Below are 19,948 nucleotides of genomic sequence, written 5' to 3'. Positions count from 1 at the left end.
TCGATTGATCCCGATTGTGAAACATCACCAAGGAAATAGAAATCCTAGAGTGAATAAGAAAAGTAAAAAAGACCAAAGGTAACTTAAAAGTAACTATCTTATTAAATAGTGCCTCCTTGAAGGACCAATCACCTTATTCTATACTTGGTTTCATAACCAGGACGAAAAAATATTGAGGAGGAATAAACATGAAATACAAATCATTCGGTTCACAGAGTTCTTCGGTTTCCGCAATCGGTCTCGGCTTAATGGGAATGTCCGATCTTTATGGTCAGTCAGACAGAGTGGAGAGTATAGCAACTATTCACGAGGCACTTGAACAAGGAATTACATTGTTTGATACTGGTGATTTCTATGGCTCTGGTCATAATGAGCTGCTGCTAGGCGAGGCATTGCAAGGTAAAAAGAGGGATCAAGCTTATATAGCTGTTAAGTTCGGAGCATTGCGTACTCCTGATGGAGGATGGGGAGGATTTGATGCCCGTCCGGAATCCGTTAAAAATTTTCTAGCTTATTCATTAAAAAGGCTAAATGTCGAATATATCGATTTGTATCAGCCTGCACGTGTCGATCCAAACGTACCTATCGAAGAAGTTGTAGGTGCTATTGCGGACATGGTCAAAGCGGGATACGTTCGACATATTGGCCTCTCGGAAGCCGGTGCGGATACCATAAGACGCGCTCATGCTGTACATCCCATTACTTCACTACAAATTGAGTATTCCTTGTTTAGCCGTGGAATTGAAGAAAAGATTCTTCCGACTTTAAGGGAGCTCGGCATATCCTTAACCGCTTATGGTGTTCTTTCCCGAGGACTTTTAAGCGGTAGTTGGTCTAAAGAACGCGCCTTAAGTCCTTATGATTTCCGCGGCTATGTTCCAAGATTTCAAGGCGAGAATCTGGATAAAAATCTGTCTCTTGTTGAAGCTTTACGTGAAATTGCTGAAGAGAAGCAAATAACTGTCGCTCAGCTCGCCATAGCCTGGATCCTCTCACAAGGGGAAGACATTGTTCCAATTATTGGCGCAAGGCGCCGCACATATCTCAAAGATGTCCTGGGAGCGTTAAATGTGAATTTGGCTCCCAAGGACCTGGAAGCTATACAAGCAGCCATTCCTCCGACTGCTGTATCTGGGGATCGATATTATGCTGAGGAGATGGCACATCTCGACAGCGAGAAATAAATACCACAACGAAAAGATCTCAGGGATTTAATCCTGAGATCTTTTCGACTTCATTTCCTTGTAGGTGCTGGCTCATTATTTTTCGGTGATGTCCTCCCCATTCATACATAGCATCAAATAATGAATCCAGCGTTTTACCGTATTTTGTTAATGAATATTCAACTTTTGGAGGCTTATCAGGAATAACCTTTCGCTGCAGCAAACCGTCCTCTTCCAATTCACGCAGTTGCTGTGTCAACATTTTTTGAGAAATTCCCGGCAATGCTCGACGCAACTCGTTAAATCGTTTACTTTCCTCGCTAATTTGCCATAGTAAGGATAACTTCCATTTTCCACCAATAACTCTCAGCGTTTCCATGACGTTAATATCGCAATCATCATCCAGCTGACCAGAAACAACATTACTGCAAGAAAAATCTTGATCCATATAAATGATCTCTCCCTTCAGATAGTACAATACCAGTCTTAGATTATCAGATATTCATTCTTCCAATGCCCTTACCAGTGAAACCTATAATCGAATGCTGCTCTTGAAGCTCTTTTAGTTCATCTTATATTTTTCTTTGTTGTGCCATTCGTCTCCGCTAAAAAGCTTTTCCATACATTTAACCTGGCTTGAAGTACGGAATCGTCGCGGTTTCCGTACGCGCTTACGAGAACGAAAGGGGCTCTCGGCTTCAGTTTATCCTTTATGGATCCAAGCAGCTTCAATTCTCTTGAACATCGTGAAGTGAAGAACCAAAATACAGTTTGCCGCGTCAATCCTAGTTCAACTACTTTATGTTTAGCGATCTTGAGCATCTCTTCCGAAGCATCGACTCCAGTAAATGTCCATCTCGGGTTAGATGGTCCCCACGCAGAAAGTTCATTGCCGCCACCATTTTGGAATTGGATGTAAGATCTTCAGTCATTGTTATGCCCCCCATCGTCTTAAACCAATTTGGTATTTGATGCCCGAAGTATATAACGAAACTTTCATTCGCCCTTGCATCGAATTTTGCCGTTCGCCTGTAAGTTTGATTAACTTCTGCAGCTCGTTTCTTCCTACCATTATTGCACCACCAGTTACCTAAAGAATACCATGAACCTACAGTATTCCACTAATCTGCCCGTTATTTGAATAGGCTGCCCAATAGCCCGCAGCCAGTTTTTATTATTTTCGTTATCGTTCTCCGCTCGCACTTACTGAGCAAAAACAACTACACTAATAAAGAGAATAGCAGCAAAAAAAACTGAAGTCGTGAATATGAGTACGTCACTTTTATCTTTGTTTAGAATTGCTCGAATTGTACTTAAGAAAAACAACATAAAGAAAAAGGATAATAAAGCTAAGGCAATATCCACTTATTTCATCCCTCCGTTCTAAGTATTCCTTCTACGAATTATATAAGGAACTGCTTCCATGTCACTCTTGAACTCTCGTTTCTCGTTAGCTCAATAACTTAATTTATGAACTAATTAACGGCAACAAGTTGACCCTTTTCATATTTATAATGATTATATAACGGCTTCTCTTCCCTGGCTTTACCAATCACAATAAAGTTACCCGCATCTTGCTTCTCTAGTAAGGCAACTTTCGGATTTGCCGCGTCAGTCTTGTCTATTACTCGGGCTGATTCCAGTTTCCCTTCTTCGAATCGGATGATTTCTACATTGGGCGGGTGTAGATGCCCCCCTTCAAAAGAAGCCACAAGTTCACCTCTTCCATCTTTGTCCAAATCAATCCATTCGGGTAGCCCCAACACTTCAAAGGTAACAATCTTGCCACTCTCATAAGCCACAACAGTCCAGGCTGTGAGGTCTGTGCCGATACCAAACAATAACTTAACGCTACCTAACGAACCCTCCAACTTTACATTCTTCACTGTACCCAAATTCCCATAATCGGCTCCGAGATTATAAGATTTACCACCATGTTCGATAAACGCATGAGCATTTGCTATTTGACCATCGGAATACAAGTGTATTGAAGTTCTCTTGCCATCTACTGTACCAAGATCTATGTTTTTGGTTTCCGACCATTCTTGCTTTGACTGCGATATTGAAATTTCGTTAGTGGAAATTGTCTTAAATGAGATTGGAACAGGATTATGTTGAACAGCAGTCACAGGACCACTTTGCTTTTGTTTTGCCGAACATCCTATCATCATAAATACTAAAACCACTAATAATGCAACTGCTGTTTTTGTTCTCATAAATCTTAATGGCCTCCATGGTGTAAACGCAATTTCTGTTAGATTAATTATAGTTTATACACGAGCTGTTTGTTGCAATTCTTAATGGTAGTTAAAAGGAATTCTGTGTATGAGATAATCCCTCTCACTGGAGATTTGAATATTAGACGTAATAAAACTAATCATAGTAGCATTATCCTGCCCGTTGCTTCAATAAGAAAAAAGCTGCATACGAGGCAGCTCATCCGTTTTCAAAGTAAAACTCCATTTACCAGGAATCATCACTCTGGGACTTCTATATAGTCCGATACTCTAGCTTTTAGTATTTCAATTAGCTCTTCATCCATATAACCATAATCGTCAGGTATATCTAGGTTCCAAATTGACTTATCATTAAGCATTGATCCAAATTTATGTTTAAGTCGGCTAAAATGCTTTTTTTCCATTACAAATATGAGATCTGCCCAACCAATGTGTCCACTGGTTACCTTAATCCTAGCACCCTCTTCAGTCCCAGCAGACCTTACATCATAACCATTATATTTATGAAATATTTTTTCGGCCGTTGGGCTTCTCCATTTGTTTCTGCTGCATACAAATAGAATTTTTATGTTATCATCCCCTTATCAAATCCACTGTTTTTTTAATCTATGGTTTATAATACACGATAATTAAACTTTAAGTTAGCATCAACGGTTACGCTAGCCTTCCTGTTAACGGAATAGGCTGCCGATCCATTGCTGTCGGCAGCCTGTTTTATGGTGCTATCGGTTTGCAATAGGTAAGCATTTGATGTGATCTCCAGCTTTTCCCCTGCTCCGCACGGAGCGTGCCTGTTTCCAAGCACTCCGCGTTCCATCTAACTGAATTTATTAAATCATAAGTTCCTCGTTACTCATTGATTTGGGATATGCTAAACTGGTTCTAAATCATATTTTTCACGGTAGTTGTTGATCTTGATCATCATCAATTCCGTTAAACCCAGTTTATTCTTGAGTACGTCAATCGTCTCTTTTTGTGTTTGGAGAATAAGTTTCCCGACCTCTTTGTGGAGGATGCGCAAGTTATTAAACTTGTCGTTTCCACCTAAGACCAACGGGATGTAGTGGTGACAGTGAACATCCGATGCGAAGAGATACATGCCTGTAACTTCGCATATTCCCATCTTCATGCTGTACCGACTAGTCCGATTATCCATGTATTCAACACTTTTATTCGGGATACTAGATTTCGTTAGCAAATGAATTTCCTGACGCAAATCTGGTCGAAGCTTTTTGTATATTTGTTCTCTGCCAACTGTGGTAAAGAGAGATAGCCCTTGACTAAAGCCCATCACATTCTTCGTTTTCACGTTGGCTAGTGGATATAAATAAACATCTGCTACTTTGAACGTCTTGTAACCCAAGCTGTAAAATTTACTGTATGTTGGCGGTGGGTTTGCAGGATGCTCATATTTCCCGATTTGTTTGAGACGATTGTACATGAAAGCTCGCAGATCGTAGGCAAGACGTGAGAACGCAACACTAACATGTGTTGCCCGATTAAAATAATTGTGAATTCCTAAAACAAAACTGTTGAACCGCGCAGCGTTTAAAGCCGTTGGCGAAGTCCTTAATTTGAGAATGTGTTTCTTGGCTTCGCTTTTGATTTTCTGCTTTATGCCCGCTTTAATGCCCGTATGCGCTACTCGTTTTTGACCCTTTTTGTTTGCTCGGATTGTAAATCCAAGAAATTCGGACTCTCGTTTTCGCAGGTTGATAAATTGCGATTTCTCTGGTGAGACGTCGAGTTTCAGACGGTCTTTGAGATACAGAACTACCGCGTGATACCATCTCTGAGCCGATCTCCAATCTCTGCAAATGATTTTAAAATCATCGGCGTAGCGCACCAGATAGCCTTCTTTCAGACTAGACCGTATTTTTGCAGACCTTTCGCCAGTTCTTGATTTGAAAGGTTTCCTCAGCGGAAAGAGTTCCCATTGACCTGCAACCCAGTGATCTAGGTCATTTAGTACAATATTCGAGAGCAGTGTTGACAGTAAACCGCCTTGTGGTACACCTTTTGAAGGTATTCCTTCCCCCTCGATTTCAGCTTTTAGCATTTTTGAGATGCATGCTAGAACCTTTCTATCTTGAATGCCCATGTTCCAAAGTTGCTTCACGAGCAAGGTATGGTTGACGTTGTCGAAGAAACCCAATATGTCGATGTCGACTACATAATGCATCGACGCTTGATTGAGAAGAAATTGGACTCTTGCCATGGCATGATGTGTAGATCGAAGGGGTCTGAACCCGTAGCTATGGTTGTAAAAATGGGCTTCTGCTATGGGCTCAAGGACTTGTTTGAAGCACTGTTGAATGATCCGGTCGAGGATACACGGGATGCCAAGTGGTCTCATTTTGCCGTTGTCTTTTTCGATAAGCTTCCGTCTGACCTTCTCAGGGTGGCAATTTTCAAGTCTGTTTTGGATTTCACTCACTAATTCGTATTCGGGTCGTTGTTCGATGTCTTTGATGGTCAATCCATCTGTTCCTGGTGTCTTTGATCCTTTATTGGACTTCATCGTACGGTATGCCAGCAATATATTTTCTCTGGATGTGACGATCTCGTAGAGATGTGAGAAAGTCTCCTTGTTTGTCGCTCTTGCGTGCAAATCCGTAAAAGATTCCGTCATGCCGTAATACTCCCAATTTCGTAAAGTTTGCACTGTGGCACCCCTCCTAAATGAAGCGATGTCCCCACGTTCCTACCTGATCGGTGCAATTCACGCATGGAAAATGATCGTTCTTTTCAATTAGACTTGGGGCTGTTCCTCCACCTCCATTACAGAGGTTTCTTCGGTCGTGCCCCTACCCTCACAAGGATAAATTCATTTCGGCAAGTGCCTTATTGCAACCGTTTCGGGTAACAGCCCTTGTAGCAACGTCCCTTGTTTTCCAAGTCCCTTACAGCCTAGCTATCTTTTCTGAACTTAGGTGCTTCCTCTGAGCCTGTGAGACCAATGCCACCATTGTTCGGCATAGCGTATTTCAGAGCAGAAAGTTTTACTTTACGCCACTCACCCCATCGTTTGATGGTACATACGTTTCCGCATGCTCTAACTTTAGACCTGTACATTCGGAAGTTCGTCAGATCGCTTCTATGCGAACATTCTCACCATATCCAGTTTTTCAGCCGCGCGACATATCCGCCCGCATACCTTTTCTATTCGAATGGCTACAGCCTTCGTTCTGTCGAATCTACCTGTACTTCACACCTCATTGTTCTGTTAAACATTGACGCGTGCAGGAGTATTGGCGGGATGGTTTCAGGATACATGGTTCCGTCATTCCCATCCTTGGTTGTAAAGTTAAAATTACTGCTGTAATTTCCTGCTTTTCGCACTGTTTGGTGCTTATAGCAGAACTTGTCGTACTTCTGCGTTAGTTCAATAATCCCTGTATGGATACAAATGAAGCAAACAAAGAATCAATAAAGCTCATATACCTCAAATTCCTTTTCTGTCCACTGATAACCAATCCAACACCTGACAGGTATCGGGATTGAATATATTGAATATTTGTTAAAGTGCTACTTATTCTTACGATAATAAAAAAAATAGTATGTTAGTTGTGAAAGTATAAAGATAGTTAAGAAAGTTGTAATATATTTTAAAAAGGTTGCATCCGAGTTAGAACTATAGGTTGAAAAGATAACAACAGGCAGAATCACAAGAAAGTCGAAATAGTATCTCTTCTTTGTTATATATACACGGAAGTATTTGCTCATTTTTCTTATTTCACCTCAATAAAAAATGATGTTCTTATTTTATTGTAACAGTTATTTCCAAATGAGTTTAGGGTATTATTCAAGTAACCTGCCAGTTAGTTTGGCCACCTGCAAAAAGAGGAGGGTGTCCCAAAAGTCATAAAATGACTGAGGGGCATCCTCTCATTTTGTAAACAAAAAGAAACCGTTCTTTGGTAAAATGGAGGTACCACCCAACCACTTACAAAAGGAGACGGTTTCTTTGTACATTCAATATACCATGGATCAACTTTGCCTGCCAATGGACTTGGAGGAAGATATTCCTCAAAATCACCTCGTTCGCATTGTAAACGCCGCCGTGAATCAACTGGATGACGTCATTTTCGAGGCAGCTTACCCTGGAGGCGGAAGAGATAGCTATCACCCTAAGATGCTAACAAAAGTGATCATTTATGCCTACACCCAGCGTATTTACTCCTCCCGACAGATCGCCAAGGCTGTCCGCGAAAACGTCATGTTCATGTGGATTGCAGGCAGACAACGACCCGACTTCCGCACCATTAACCGTTTTCGTTCTGAACGGATGAAAGCCCTGCTGGAGACCGTATTTACCGCGGTTCTTCAATTTTTGGCCGACGAGAAGTACGTTCAACTAGAGCACTATTTTGTTGACGGTACTAAAATTGAAGCGAATGCCAATCGGTATACCTTTGTTTGGGGTAAAGCGGTTGTGAAGCATAAGGCCAAGCTTCAGGAGAAAGTGCAGACGCTGTTTGCCACGATCGAAGAATCTGAGAAGCAAGAAGAGCAGATGCATGTTGGCCAAGACCTAAGCGAACTGGGCGGAGCGTCTGAGATCACAAGTGAAAAATTAGAGATCGCTGTCAAACAATTGGAAGAAAGACTGCAGGAAAACCCGAAGGACAAGTCGCTAAAGAAAGCCGTGCGCACACTTCGAAAAGATCTTCTTCCTCGACTTCAAAAGTATGAAACACATGAAGAAATTTTAGGGAGTCGGAATAGCTACAGTAAGACCGACAAAGATGCTACGTTCATGCGGATGAAAGAAGATCATATGCGAAACGGCCAACTTAAGCCGGGTTACAATGTACAGATCGGCACTGAAAATCAATTTATCCTCGGCTACAGCGTACACCAACGGCCTACCGATACACGCTGCCTCATCCCTCATCTTGAAAAAGTAAAATCGCAACTAGGCAAGCTGCCGAGCACGATCATCGCTGATGCGGGATATGGCGGCGAAGAGAACTACGACTATTTAGAGCAAAATGAAGTCGAAGCCATCGTCAAATATAGCACCTATCACCGTGAGAAAAACAAAGCGTGGCAAAAGGATATTAGTAAAATCGACAACTGGACCTATGACGAAGAACAAGATACGTGGACATGTGCGACAGGACAACCCCTCATTTTCCGCAGAGCAAGCAAAGAGAAAACGGAGAGTGGATATGAAATCGAGTACCGCCATTACCGGAGTGCAAGCTGTGAAGGTTGCCCGCTGAAACCACAGTGTACGAAAGCCCAAGGTAATCGCGAAGTTAAAGTAAGCATGAACTACTTGCGATTAAAGAACCAAGCGCGCAACAAACTCCGTAGCGAAGAAGGTTACGCGCTAGCAGTACGGCGTATGATTGAGCCAGAGCCTGTGTTTGGTGACATCAAGAACAACCGCGGATTCAAAAGATTCCTGCTTCGAGGCTTACCCAAAGTAAGTCTAGAGGTCGGGTGGCTTTCGCTTGCCCATAACTTGCTGAAGAAAGCAGCGATGGACGCTAAAAATAAAGGAGCTAAGCACGTACAAGCCGCTTAGCTCCTTTTTCATTCAAATATTCACTTTTTCTAACGATCTGGAGTGTCCTACACACCAAGACTATCATGGCTTTTGGGACACCCTCCTAAGTTTTATATTTTAAAGGGGGGTCAGGTTTATTAAAGGCTCGATTCATTAATGCTGTTTTCAATTATATTACATTTACTTAACTATCGTTTTCCGTTAGCGTAAGGTAGCTAGGGTTCGATATTTGCAAACATTATCTTTGTTACAGGATTATAAAACAACATTAGATGAGACATATCCCCAAAGATTAGGATATTGTCTGTTACAGTTGCATCCTCGTTGTTAACAACCCTAATTTGTTTATCAGACTTTATAGAGCAAATAAAACGCATAGGTGAATTTGATATTGGGCACTTCGGAACGTGTGGAAATTGATACCATAGAGGTACTCCACATACTAGAGCATCTCCCTTTTTATATTTATTAACGTCAAGTACAGGTGTTGTTTTAAAATTAACTTGCGAATATTCTACTTGGAAATCTTTATATGACTCTGCGAAAAAGTCTACAGTTTCTATAATTGTGGGGTTCAATGGATTACTATAGTCAAGATAAATCCCCGCATTCGGTTCATATAAAGGGAAAACGATATGTAGCTTGTCTATGTTAATCCATTTGAAATAAGGGTCTGTACAATCTAATGTACCAATGTATTGAAAAGGAGAAGTAAGGTCAGGGTGTGTTGGAAGCTGTAAATCTTTAGGTATAGAACCTCCAACTCGGTGAATTCCATTAGGGTCTTTTTCCAATAAGAAAACTTTGTGATCTTCCCAATCTTCTATTGGTAATTCAATGTTTTCCCATTTTAACTCTCTCTCGTCTTTACGGTGCTTGTACCCTTTAATCAACTTCTTTCCCTCAATTTCGAATTCCAGTGCAGATTGGACTTCCTTAAAAAACTTAAACCCGATCAAATCAACACCATGTGTAGATAAAAAATCTATGGTCAGTTCTTTTTTTTCAAAATAAACTTCCCATCCGCCTAAATACCGTATTTTGCTTATGGTCAACTATACCACTCCTGACTATTCCATAATGCAAAGATATTCCCGATTACATTGTAAAATCCTTCCGATTTCCAAATGTAAAAAAAGGATGATAATAGCAACTATACTGCCCGTTAGTTCAGCAAACGAAAAAGGAGCAGCCACGAAGCATGCTCCTCAACTTTAGTTACCGTTAGCTTAATGATATATCTTACCGAAAAGCCTGCCTAGAATTGTCTTCCAAACTGTTCCTTAAATAAGGCTCTGATTGGTTCTCTGAAATCTTTATTGGTCTTGTAATATACATTGTTTACATTCCCTGATAGAAACCCAAATTTTTTAACTTCGCCTTCATATAAAGTAATTCCAAATACGTCCCCAGCCCTTACACCTTGATCCTTTTCAGGTATTAATTAATATCTTTAATTTGGTTAAGCCAGTTTTGAATTATTGTCCGATCTGCTACTATTTTTCTTTCCCCTGAAGAACCATCAAACAATTCGACTCTATTTACATTTGTTAAATTCCCAGGATAAGCTTCTGTTAATGTAATTGATATTAATTGAGTAGGTTTAGTTTGTTCAGAATATTTTTGTTGAGATGAACATGCACTCAGCAAAAACAAGCTTAAAATCGCAACTATTAAAAATTTTCTCATGAAATCCCCTCTTCCTTAATTACTACTAATCATTTAGACGTTAACGTAATAACGGCTGCTTAGCGGCAGCTGTTTCAAGTATCGTTTAATTGTATAATTATAGGTTATACCCGCAAGAAGTTATTGCTCGTAAAGAGTAATTGAAAGACCCAATTCCCCCATTAATCCTTCACCATATTCAACAATAATATTTCTATTTGGAAAGAGTTCTTTCGCCCTTCTTAACCAGTTATATACCAAAATGTTCCCAAACTGTTTCAAAATCTTTTCATTGTCCATAGACTCGCAGTCTTTTCCCAAGAAAAAGTCGCCAAAACTCCAACTATTTACCCATTGTTCAATGTGTTTTTTATCAGAGTTGAATTGTGTCTCTAATCTCAATAACTTATTTATTGCTTCATCCTCTTGAGCCTCAAAGAAATCAGCGATAAAAATATAACCATTAACTTCAATAATATTGGGGCATAGAACATATGCCGCTGAAATAAAGTCCTCAATGTAATTACTATTCGTTGAGTGGTTAAATAACGTAACGCCTCTTTGTTCTTTGAACTCATGAAATATCTGTTCATTTACGATACTTTTGTATAAATTGACATTTTTCATCTTATCACCATCCCTTAAATGGTTTTTTTAAACAAATCTGCCCTTTAATAAACAAGGAGCAAGCTGCCGTGGCAAAACTGCTCCTTGTTTTGTTTCAACTATAGTTTCCGTTAGCTCAATGGCTCATACGTCCTCCGTCAGAACAAACTCCTACATTAAGAGCCAATTAACGGCATCCATTAAATCTTCTGCGATGTAATCTGGGGCAGCATCAAGCCACTCTCCATAAAATTGATTATTTCTAAATTTGGCTAGTTCCCTTTCACCGGAACCAGTTTTCACTAACACTTTTATACATCCTACTCTTTGGGCAGCAATCATAACTGTCCACCTATCACCGATTACAGCACAATTTTTCAGCACTAGTTTATAATCTTGTGCAGCCTGATTAAGCATACCTGAGGACGGCTTTCTGCATAAACACCCCTCGCCATTTTGATGTGGACATATGTAAATTTTATCAAAACCAAATGAGCTAAGTTCATCTACAAAATCTTGAAATTGTGCTTCTCCACGAGATATCCCTGGTTGATTAGTAAACGAAAAGATTGGTATCTGAGCATTCTTTAACATTTCCAAAGACTTGGTTGAGAACTTGAATAATTTAAATTCTCCTGGAATAACCACCTCATCAGACCCACCAATTGTACCATCCCTATCAATAAAAACAGCCTGTATTCTTTTCCAATTTGTCATTTAATCACCCTCCCAGAGGTAATATCCGTTATGGAAAATTGTGTCAGATGTTATTCACATTGTACCATATATTGGGAGTAAACTGCCGTTAACGTAACGAAGCTGCCGATCGTGCCGGCAGCTTCGTCCATTGATGTTTATTCAACTATCGTTCCTCGTTAGCACAATCAATAACACCGTTATAGCAATTGGGGTTCTTGTATTTCTTTAGGCATATAGTTTTTCTTTCAATTTACCAACAGCATTATTAATGGTTAATTCAAGTTCTTGAAGTGTGCTACCAACATCTTTATTTTCTAAAACCATTTTAATAAACGAATCCTTTACATAACCAACCACTTCTTGTTCGAAGATGCTTTTTCCGACTACAGGTGTAGCACCCACATTTACAAACAATGCTTTAATATTCTTATCTTTAAAATGAGGTAGTTCAGAAGCATACGCATCATTAATGACACTTTGATTTAACGAGGAAACCTCTCCTTTTTTAGAGTTATACAATTGATGTTCTTCCGAAACCAAATAAGAAATGATTTCAAACGCTACTTTTTTATTATTGCTAAAAGGGCTTAGTATTAAAAAGGAACTATTAGGTGCTGTTGGTTTTATCAATGGATATTGCCTGAACGTCGGATACGACACTATATCCCAATTTATCTCAGGTTCGTTTAAACAATTCGCACATATTACAGCCATTGCGACATTTTTATCTCTGGAAAAACCACTATTAAATTTAAATAACTTTTGGGGATCGGGAAGGTTTCCATGAATCGTATAGATATCCTTTATAGTTTCCGCAAGCAATTTCCATTTTTCATTATTTACTATGGCGTAATCTGTTACAGGGTCGAGACATGTCAATGATAATTGTTCTCTTAGTAGAACATAGTCAGCTATATCTAGTCCCCTATAAAAGACACCGTCAATTTCACCAGTCACTTTTTTTGTTAATTCAATAGTTTCATCCCAATTCATGCCATTATGTGGGTAAGAAACTCCGAATTTATCAAAAATATCCTTGTTGTAAAATAGTGGATGATCTGTTTTGTTATATGGTAATGCGAAAACCTCTCCATTATTTCCGAAACATAAAATTTGATTGAAGGCTGTTGAATCAAATTGACTTAAATCAAATTGATTTTCTCTTATCAAATCATTTAAATCGTATTGAAAGTTATTTTTAATTATTTGCGGCATTTCAAATCTTGGACCAAACATCAACAGAATATCTGGTGAAGTATTGGTTGAACGCCATTTCTCAATGTTGTTATTGAAAAATGGTTCTTCACTCGCATAAATAAGTTTAACCCATGGGAATTTCATTTGAACTGGTTGTGCGATTCTTTCTTCGAAATACTGTTCTGGATAAAAAGTATTTATTGTAATCGTGATTTGGCTTATACTTTCCATCAATATTCTCCCTTCTTTTATTAAGTGTTTGGTTCCGAGTTAAATAATTCTACTAGTATCTATATTATTCCTACTAAAAAAGAAAATATGTTCGCGTTTTTTAAAAGAAGTACGAACGGTACATATAGAAATTTGTAAAATATACAAATTTTGTTAACTAAAGTTTACTGCCCGTTTACTTTAATAAACAAAAGAGGAGTTGCCGTGAAGCAAGCCTCTCAACTATAGTTCACCGTTAGCTCAACTTCAGGTACGCCTGAAACGGTAGATAAGATAGAAAAGAATTACAATCAGCACGAGCGGCGCAGCGATCCACCACAGATATCCGGCATCCCCAGTCACCCCAGTGGATTGCTTAGGCATTGTATGTACCGTAGAGTCGATAAACGCCTGGAAAGCCTCACGCTCTTTTTCATCATGATGCTGTACTTTTCCGTCTTTGATTCGGACCATCCCGTTCGGCCCAGCGATAGGCGTCGGGTAACGTACTTGCTCCGCTTTCTCCAGTAACAACAGAAATTTTCCGTTTTCCCGTTGATACTCATCCGCCCACCCGGTATCGAACCCGTCAATCCCTGCCACCAAACTAGTCGCAACGTCCCCTCGGTAGACTTTGCTCACTTTGAAGTCGTAACCTACCCACATCATCTTAGGTTCGCCGCGTCTCTTGGAAAAATCGTACGTGCCTTCCACGACGATCGACGCCTTCGAGATAACATCCTCGGCTGGCAAGTCGACCCAACTTGTCGCATAAACGGGTGCAGCAGCGTTTAAACCTAACAACAGAAAAAGTAATACATTACGCATTCCACGTTTTATATGGATACGCATTGTATTAGTTATATCAGTCATTTTATATGCATTCACGTTTTTCAACTCCGTTGACTTTTATTCTCTCTTCAGATATAGACAAAACAAAGTTTGAATTGTTTCCGCTTTGCTGCCCGATAGCTTAATGAGGCTACCACTCGTCTTCGCGGAGGCAGCCTCATTTTGTAGTTTATTGAAGTAACGTATCCGTTAGCTTAGTTGTGCGGAGAAAAATAAACTATTGTACAGGAAGATCGAGTTCTTTACGGAGTTGATTTACGGTCTTCTCATTTTTTTGGTATTCTTCTTTTTTTTCATAACAACAGCGTTGCATCACCAACAGCAATTTCACCAGATGTTTCAACCGTTGCCCACACGCCAAATGTTGCGTCATGATTTTGAGTCAATGCACGGAGAATCCGAGAATCATCACTCAAGGCTTCTTGGGCATTGTTCACCATCACACACCTCTGTAGAGGTGCAACAACCTTTAGGCTAACAGTATTACCAATCTTGATAGTGCGCCCCAACCAGTCATCTTCGATGTACCCTGTTGAATGGATATCTATCAATATGTTTGCTCGAAAACGTCGAGGATCCACAAAATCCCCCAACTGCTTGCTTAACATTCGTAATGATGATGTTGTAATGATACTTACTGGACCCTCGTCAAAATGAGATATTGACTCTTCTCGTGCCAGCGTTACAGGAAATCCGAGCCATTTACTCAATACCTCGTCAACATCTTCACTATTGCCTCGATACTCCACTCCATCAGGTGTCGTTACAATCGGAATAGAACCATCGTATCGTGCTTTATACTTGAACAGCCCGTCCATCTTCTGAAATCGTCTGGTTGTTTTCCCGCTCCCAAACTTCCCACTACTGTTTCGGATTGCCCACATGCGGTCGCCGTAAAGACCACGACGATCAATTAACACATTTGATAATGATTCGCCTAAAACAGATTTTATTGGATACCTACGAATTTCCTTGATTCTCCCTTCAAGGTTGGACCTCACAACTTCACCTCTTTTATATGGGTATCGTTTGTGGCTTCCTGATAAGTTAGCCTGGAAAAGTGGTTTTCCCTCTTATTAACATCGATCCCCTAACTCAATAATCTTAAATTACTATTTTCTATTCGTGGATTAGATTTCCTTTTTTATTGCAGATAACTGCCCTTTAGTTTAATGAGCTTATAATTTCGATTGTATCTTTTAGTGTTATGGACTTAGAAGAATATTGTCCCAACTTATTTATAACCTTCCATGACAGAATTGGCGCGGTAGGCATTGCGCACCATGATATCTTCAATTTTCAGATAAACTATGATTCCGATCATAACCGGAACGGAAAAACTTTGAACTTTTCTCATAAAGTTCTCCCTCTCGAAGGTCATTGCTTAGAAAGCTTGAATGTCATTACACCACACCCTCAATTACCTTCCCATTAACCTATTTCAAGATCCATAGAATGCTAAAGCTAGCATGAAGGTATGTGAGTAAATCAATAACCGCCTTAACCCGATAAACAAGGGTTAGGCGGTTATAGGTAAAACTAGATTGCTCAGGATAAATTATTTAGCAGTTATTTAGAAATTTACATATAGCTGTTTAAGAAATTCTTTACTTACAAGAACAGCTTCCGCAAGTCACCTTCGTGCTACTTCTTTTCATTCAACCGCTCAAGCAATGAATCGAGAGTCTCCTCCGTCAGTCCGCCTCCACTGAATGCAGCTAAGCCACGCAGTGGCAGATACTTCAGGAACGCAGCCATCAGTTCGGACATGCCCTCTTCTCCGCCACCGGAAGCGGCAAACGGCGAATGCTTCAGCAAATCCGTTACGGTTGCAGCAGCTTGCGGATTCTCCATCAAGTCTCCTACCGTCGAATTACGCGTATAGGTTTTAGTGATTTGCACTGTTGAGTTCACCAGTAGTGTCCCTTTGAGCAAGATATCTGAAGAAGACTTACCGATCAATATATCAAATTCACCTGTCTCAACATGCCAGTCATTAAGTTCCGTATTAAAGTATGCAAAGGAACGTTTTTCAAGAGTGAAGGTGACTGTTTTCTCTTCCCCCGGATTGAGAGCCACTTTAATAAAACCTTTCAGTTCCTTTTCCGGACGCGTTACGTTTGAGGCTACATCACGCACATATAACTGCACGATCTCTTTTCCTGCGCGGTTACCCACATTCTTAATGCTAACCGTGGCGTTCAAAGTCTCTATATCGTTCATTGCGTTTTTGTCCAAGACAAGTCCGCTGTATTCAAAGTTTGTATAACTCAGCCCGTAGCCAAACGGAAAGAGCGGACGCTGCTTCTTTTTTTCATAATAGCGGTAACCGACGTAAATACCTTCCTTATATTCCACAAGGTCTCCATCACCCGGGAAATTCAAATATGATGGATTATCGCTCAACTGAATAGGGAACGTCTCGGCCAGCTTACCGCAAGGATTGGCATCGCCGAACAGCAGATCCGCAATCGCTCCACCCAGCGCTTGTCCTCCCAAGTAAGCCTCGAGCACAGCCTTTACGCCGCCGATCCAAGGCATTTCCACCGGAGCTCCATTGCTTAGCACGAGCACGGTCCGTTTCTGCACGGCCGTCACCGCTTCGATCAGCTCCGATTGATTGGCTGGGAGATTCATATGTTCACGGTCGAACCCTTCCGATTCATAACGATCCGGCAATCCGACGAAGAGAATAACGACCGATGCATCTTCTGCAAGCTTGAGCGCTTCCTTCAAAAGCTGTGGATCAGTTTGATCTCCGCTCAACACATAGCCCTGGGCGTACTCAATCTCCGCACCGCTTCCAGCCGATTTGGCAAGCTCCTCGCTGATATCCTCGAGCTTGGTTGGCTTAATATGCGAGCTGCCTCCGCCTTGATATCTCGGCTGCTTGGCAAGTTGCCCGATGACAGCGATTTTGCCGGACTTCGGCAATGGCAAGATTCCGTCCTCGTTTTTAAGTAGCACCATACTTTCACGCGCGACTTCCCGTGCCAGCAGATGATGCGCCTCCTGATCGAAGAAAGCATCCGGCTTCTTGCTGTCGACCGCCTTGAAGACAATGCTCAATATCCGCTCAACAGCCGCGTCGAGCTTTTTCTCTGACAGCCTGCCGCTTTTCACTGCTTCGACGATTTTACAGTCACCGGCGCCGTTACTTGTCGGCATCTCCAGTTCAAGCCCTGCCGACAAACCGTCTGCACGCTCGTTCACTGCGCCCCAGTCAGAAACGACAAAACCCTCATGTCCCCACTCGTCCTTCAAAATGTCCGTAAGCAGACGCTCATTTTCAGCGCAGTACTCTCCGTTAAGCTTGTTATATGCGCACATGACCGTCCACGGCTGACCTTTCTTAACTGCTCCCTCGAAGCTGGCCAAATAAATCTCCCTCAGCGTACGCTCATCCACAACCGCATTGGTCGTCATCCGACGGTGTTCCTGATTATTTACGGCGAAATGCTTTAGCGACGTGCCCACACCCTGGCTCTGTACCCCTTGAATATGAGCAGCAGCCATTTCAGATGACAAATACGGATCCTCCGAAAAATATTCGAAATTGCGCCCGCATAGCGGCGATCTCTTGATATTGGCGCCGGGGCCAAGCAAAATGGCGACGTCTTCAGCCTGGCACTCTTCCCCTAGCGCCACACCGACCTTGCCGATCAGCTCACGATCCCACGAAGAAGCAAGCCCCGCTGCAGATGGGAAGCACGTAGCAGGAACGCTATCGAACAGTCCCAAATTATCTGCCGACGCGCGCTGCTTACGAAGTCCATGAGGCCCATCCGTCATCATGACGGATGGAATGCCGAGCCGCTCAATCCCTTTCGTATGCCAAAAGTCAAGTCCCGAGCAGAGAGATGCTTTCTCTTCCAAAGTCATTTGTGAAATCAATTCTTGAATATTTCTTTTCATGGTTACCCTCCTAATGTAATAAAATTAACCTTTAACAGCACCAATGGTCATACCTTTAACGAAGTATTTCTGGAAGAACGGATATGCGATCAGAACCGGGATCACGGCAATCACCGCAATCGCCATCCGGAACGTTTCGCTGGGCAGCTGCGCAATGCTCTCGCCAGCTTGCGAGCCGATCTCGCTGTTACTAGCCAAGAACTGGATGTCGCTCATAATCCGGTTGAGTACGTTCTGCAGACTAAACAATTTAGGATTGGTAACATAAATTAATCCGTTATTCCAGTCATTCCAGTAAGCCAATCCCTGAAACAAGCCGACGGTGGCCAGAATCGGCAGCGAGAGGGGGAGTACAATTTTGTAATACATTTTAAATTCGCTTGCACCGTCTATGCTGGCCGATTCCAATACCGGAACCGGAATTGTCGTCATAAAGAACGTTCGCATGAGGAGCACGTTAAAGCCATTCATTAAAAGTCCCGGAACAATCAACGCCCACAGCGTATTCTTGATATGGAATAGTTGTGTATAAATCAAGTACGTTGGAACAAGGCCGCCATTGAACAACAAAGTGAAAAACAGCAGAAAGGCGAAGAACGTTCCGCCCGGCAAATCGCGACGCGATAAAGGATAAGCGAGCAACGATGTGATTAATAGACTTACCGTTGTCCCTATTATGGTTATGAGAATTGTAATCCCGTAAGCGTTAAAAACGAGAGACGATTGCTGCCACAAATATTCGTATGCGCTTAAACTGAACTGTTTTGGGAAAAAAGAATACCCATTCTGCAGGATTGTCTTTTCATCCGTTACAGACGACATTGCCAAAAGAACAAACGGGAGCAGGCAACTGAGTGAAAACAAGATCATCACAAGATGTGCGGCCCACTGCCAAACACGATTTTCATTATTCATGTATATCCCCCTTAGAACAGCGCGTTTTCTTTATTGACTTTTCGAACAACATAGTTGGAAACGATAACGAGCACGAATCCGACTATCGATTGATAGAAACCAGCGGCTGATGACATGCCGATGTTACCAAGCTGCAAAAGACCGCGGAACACGTACGTATCGATGACGTTCGTAGTACTGAAGAGGGCTCCTGCATTCATCGGGACTTGATAGAACAGGCCGAAGTCTGAGTAGAAAATGCGCCCGATCGCAAGGAGCGTCAGCATGATGATGACGGGAGTGATCAGCGGTATCGTAATCGTACGGATTTGCTGCCACTTGGATGCCCCGTCCAGCTTCGCCGCTTCGTAATATTCCGGATCAATACCGATGATTGCAGCCAGGTAGATGATACATGCGTACCCTGCACCCTTCCAGGTATGGACCAAGGTCAAAATGGCCGGCCAGTATTTCGGTTCGTTGTACCAGGAAATTGGCTCGATGCCTAGCGCCGGCAGGAGCGTCTTATTCATAAATCCGCTCTCGATGCTTAACATCGAAAATACGAGATAACTGACCAATACCATCGAAATCAAAAAAGGCAAAATAATAATGCTTTGATACAGACGAGAAGCAATCTTGCTCTTGATTTCGTTCAGCAGAATGGCGAAACCAACCGCAACGATAAGGCCGATCAAGATGAATGCCACGTTATAAAGTATCGTATTGCGGGTTATTATATAAGCGTCAGACGTTTGGAACAGAAACTTAAAATTTTGAAAACCGACCCAATCGCTCCCCCATATTCCTTTTGTGAAATTGATGTCCTTGAAAGCAATCGTGAGACCGAACATCGGTAAATAGTTATTGATAATCAAGTATGCTATTCCCGGAATCATCATTAGATAGAGCGGACTGTATTTCCATATTCTCTTCCTGGCATTGCTATGCGTACGTTTTGTCATTCCGAAGTTCCCCTTTCCATTTCT

At 41.6% G+C, this 19,948-nt stretch carries 18 protein-coding genes; 2 read left to right on the top strand and 16 right to left on the bottom strand.

Going from position 1 to position 19,948, the window contains the following annotated elements; translation table 11 throughout:
• The first annotated feature begins 188 nt into the window (after window positions 1-188).
• Entirely contained in the window at window positions 189-1,184 is a 996-nt protein-coding gene (locus QFZ80_RS15365; protein ID WP_307559752.1) for an aldo/keto reductase, read from the top strand.
• Between the two features lie 19 nt (window positions 1,185-1,203).
• Here QFZ80_RS15365 and QFZ80_RS15360 read toward each other — a convergent pair whose 3' ends face one another.
• From QFZ80_RS15360 to ltrA, 5 genes are all read right to left on the bottom strand, one after another.
• Window positions 1,204-1,611: a winged helix-turn-helix transcriptional regulator gene (locus tag QFZ80_RS15360; RefSeq protein WP_307559749.1), complete on the bottom strand. Its 408-nt coding sequence runs from the start codon at window positions 1,609-1,611 to the stop codon at window positions 1,204-1,206.
• Window positions 1,612-2,097: 486 nt separating this feature from the next.
• A complete protein-coding gene (locus QFZ80_RS15355) occupies window positions 2,098-2,235 on the bottom strand; it encodes a hypothetical protein (RefSeq protein WP_307559747.1) in 138 nt (45 codons plus the stop codon).
• Between the two features lie 403 nt (window positions 2,236-2,638).
• Window positions 2,639-3,379 (bottom strand): hypothetical protein, encoded by a 741-nt coding sequence (locus tag QFZ80_RS15350; RefSeq protein ID WP_307559745.1) that lies wholly within the window; start codon window positions 3,377-3,379, stop codon window positions 2,639-2,641.
• A 260-nt stretch (window positions 3,380-3,639) separates the two neighbouring features.
• Complete coding sequence (locus QFZ80_RS15345) at window positions 3,640-3,969, bottom strand: low molecular weight protein tyrosine phosphatase family protein (protein ID WP_307564131.1); 330 nt, start codon at window positions 3,967-3,969, stop codon at window positions 3,640-3,642.
• Between the two features lie 302 nt (window positions 3,970-4,271).
• A complete protein-coding gene (gene ltrA, locus QFZ80_RS15340; protein ID WP_307559743.1) occupies window positions 4,272-6,065 on the bottom strand; it encodes a group II intron reverse transcriptase/maturase in 1,794 nt (597 codons plus the stop codon).
• A 1,302-nt stretch (window positions 6,066-7,367) separates the two neighbouring features.
• On the opposite strand from ltrA, the gene QFZ80_RS15335 reads away from it, so the two are divergent.
• Entirely contained in the window at window positions 7,368-8,936 is a 1,569-nt protein-coding gene (locus tag QFZ80_RS15335; protein WP_307559741.1) for an IS1182 family transposase, read from the top strand.
• A gap of 197 nt (window positions 8,937-9,133) precedes the next feature.
• Here the strand turns inward: QFZ80_RS15335 and QFZ80_RS15330 are convergent, their stop codons facing one another.
• The 11 genes from QFZ80_RS15330 to QFZ80_RS15280 all read right to left on the bottom strand — a co-directional run bounded on the left by QFZ80_RS15330 (window position 9,134) and on the right by QFZ80_RS15280 (window position 19,924).
• The gene (locus QFZ80_RS15330) at window positions 9,134-9,973 is read right to left on the bottom strand and encodes a hypothetical protein (RefSeq protein WP_307559739.1); all 840 of its coding nucleotides are present in this window, start codon (window positions 9,971-9,973) and stop codon (window positions 9,134-9,136) included.
• A 385-nt stretch (window positions 9,974-10,358) separates the two neighbouring features.
• Window positions 10,359-10,607, bottom strand: a complete 249-nt coding sequence (locus QFZ80_RS15325) for a hypothetical protein (protein ID WP_307559737.1) — start codon at window positions 10,605-10,607, stop codon at window positions 10,359-10,361.
• Window positions 10,608-10,727: 120 nt separating this feature from the next.
• Window positions 10,728-11,213 (bottom strand): hypothetical protein, encoded by a 486-nt coding sequence (locus QFZ80_RS15320; RefSeq protein ID WP_307559735.1) that lies wholly within the window; start codon window positions 11,211-11,213, stop codon window positions 10,728-10,730.
• A gap of 150 nt (window positions 11,214-11,363) precedes the next feature.
• Window positions 11,364-11,909 (bottom strand): HAD-IIIA family hydrolase, encoded by a 546-nt coding sequence (locus QFZ80_RS15315; RefSeq protein ID WP_307559733.1) that lies wholly within the window; start codon window positions 11,907-11,909, stop codon window positions 11,364-11,366.
• 207 nt (window positions 11,910-12,116) lie between these two features.
• Complete coding sequence (locus QFZ80_RS15310; RefSeq protein WP_307545725.1) at window positions 12,117-13,319, bottom strand: extracellular solute-binding protein; 1,203 nt, start codon at window positions 13,317-13,319, stop codon at window positions 12,117-12,119.
• 246 nt (window positions 13,320-13,565) lie between these two features.
• On the bottom strand, window positions 13,566-14,186 hold the full coding sequence (locus tag QFZ80_RS15305) for a hypothetical protein (RefSeq protein ID WP_307545728.1): 621 nt from the start codon (window positions 14,184-14,186) through the stop codon (window positions 13,566-13,568).
• 257 nt (window positions 14,187-14,443) lie between these two features.
• The gene (locus QFZ80_RS15300; protein WP_307545730.1) at window positions 14,444-15,151 is read right to left on the bottom strand and encodes an MOSC domain-containing protein; all 708 of its coding nucleotides are present in this window, start codon (window positions 15,149-15,151) and stop codon (window positions 14,444-14,446) included.
• Window positions 15,152-15,384: 233 nt separating this feature from the next.
• Window positions 15,385-15,507 (bottom strand): hypothetical protein, encoded by a 123-nt coding sequence (locus tag QFZ80_RS15295; protein WP_307545732.1) that lies wholly within the window; start codon window positions 15,505-15,507, stop codon window positions 15,385-15,387.
• A 287-nt stretch (window positions 15,508-15,794) separates the two neighbouring features.
• On the bottom strand, window positions 15,795-18,065 hold the full coding sequence (locus tag QFZ80_RS15290; RefSeq protein WP_307545734.1) for a beta-glucosidase: 2,271 nt from the start codon (window positions 18,063-18,065) through the stop codon (window positions 15,795-15,797).
• A gap of 24 nt (window positions 18,066-18,089) precedes the next feature.
• Complete coding sequence (locus QFZ80_RS15285; protein ID WP_307545736.1) at window positions 18,090-18,980, bottom strand: carbohydrate ABC transporter permease; 891 nt, start codon at window positions 18,978-18,980, stop codon at window positions 18,090-18,092.
• Window positions 18,981-18,991: 11 nt separating this feature from the next.
• Window positions 18,992-19,924, bottom strand: coding sequence for an ABC transporter permease (locus tag QFZ80_RS15280; RefSeq protein ID WP_307545737.1), 933 nt, complete (start codon window positions 19,922-19,924; stop codon window positions 18,992-18,994).
• Window positions 19,925-19,948 lie beyond the last annotated feature (24 nt).

The sequence above is a fragment of the Paenibacillus sp. V4I7 genome (assembly GCF_030817275.1).
Lineage (GTDB): Bacteria > Bacillota > Bacilli > Paenibacillales > NBRC-103111 > Paenibacillus_E.
This window is presented reverse-complemented; position numbering and strand designations above follow the sequence as displayed.